Here is a 1,385-nt window from a genome sequence, read left to right on the forward strand (position 1 = left end):
GGTAGTGTCCCGTCAAGTGGTGTAACAGCGGGTGAGGCCACCGCGGCCTTCGCTGACTGTTACGCCGCCTCCTCGTGAATCAATTGTTCGGCGCCTGCCTCAGTCGGCTCCTTGAGCACCGGGGCCAGGCTCTCCAGGCTCAGGTACCGGCGGCTGACTTGCCATTCATCGTTCTGCTCCAGCAGTACCGCTCCGACCAGGCGCGTCACCGACGCGTTGTTGGGGAAGATCCCGACGACGTTGCTGCGCCGTTTGATCTCCTTGTTCAGCCGCTCCAAGCAGTTCGTGGACGCCAACTTCGGCCAGTGATCTTTCGGGAAGGCCATGAACGCCAGCACGTCCTCCTCGGCGCTATCCATGCAGTCCGCCGCCTTGGCGAAACGCTCACGCAGGCTGTCGGCCACCTGCCGCCACTGGCGCGTCGCTGCGGCTTGATCCGGCTGGGCAAAGGCCGTGCGCACCGCCGCCGAGATCGCTGGCTGGTGGGCCTTAGGGACCTGCGAGAGCACGTTGCGCATGAAGTGCACTCGACAGCGTTGCCAGCCCGCCCCAGTCAGTACCGTCGCGATCGCCTTTTTCAGCCCCTCGTGAGCGTCGGAGATGACCAGGCGAGTGCCCTTCAGCCCCCGGGCCACCAGCGAGCGTAGGAACGCCGTCCAGAAGCCCTCCGTCTCAGCCGGACCTGCGGAGAGGCCCAGCACCTCACGGTAGCCGTCCTGATTCACCGCCGTGGCCACCACCACCGCCTGGCTCGCTACCGGGCCGTGCTCTCGACTCTTGATATAGGTCGCGTCGAGCCATACGTAGGGCCAGTGCCCCTCCAGCGGCCGCTCCAGGAAGCTTTGGACGCGCTCATCGATCGAGGCGCACAGTCGGGAGACCTGCGACTTGGAGATCCCGGTCATCCCCATGGCCTGGACCAGCTCGTCGACCTTACGAGTGGAGATGCCCTGCACGTAGGCCTCCTGCACCACCGCCGTGAGCGCTTGCTCGCTCATCCGCCGCGGCTCGAGGAAGCCGGGGAAGTAGCTGCCCTGGCGGAGCTTGGGGACCTTGAGATCCACTCGGCCCATACGCGTCTCCAACGGCCGCTCCCGGTAGCCATTGCGCCGGTTGACCCGCTCCTCGGAGCGCTCGTGGCGATCGGCCCCGCACAGCTCGGCCACCTCGTGCTCCATCAGCTCCTGGAGCATGAAGGCCAGCGTCTCACGCAGGAAGTCCGGTGCCACCGCTCGCTTTTCAAGCAGCTCCGTCAGTGCCATGCTCTTGTTGGTCATCGTGGGGTTCCTTCGGTTGGTTGCGTGTTTGGCGACTTGCAACTTTATCGAAGGCCCATGGTGACCTCATCCTCCCGTCTGAATTACACCTCTTCCCGGGACGTTACC

General features: G+C 65.1%; 1 protein-coding gene. It reads right to left on the reverse strand.

The window, feature by feature from the left end; genetic code table 11:
- Window positions 1-59 precede the first annotated feature (59 nt).
- Window positions 60-1,277 carry an IS256 family transposase gene (locus tag ACYQ1K_RS27865; protein ID WP_110068839.1) on the reverse strand — a complete coding sequence of 406 codons (1,218 nt, stop codon included), beginning with the start codon at window positions 1,275-1,277 and terminating at the stop codon, window positions 60-62.
- Window positions 1,278-1,385: the final 108 nt, after the last annotated feature.

The sequence above is a fragment of the Nocardioides sp. AN3 genome (assembly GCF_054653495.1).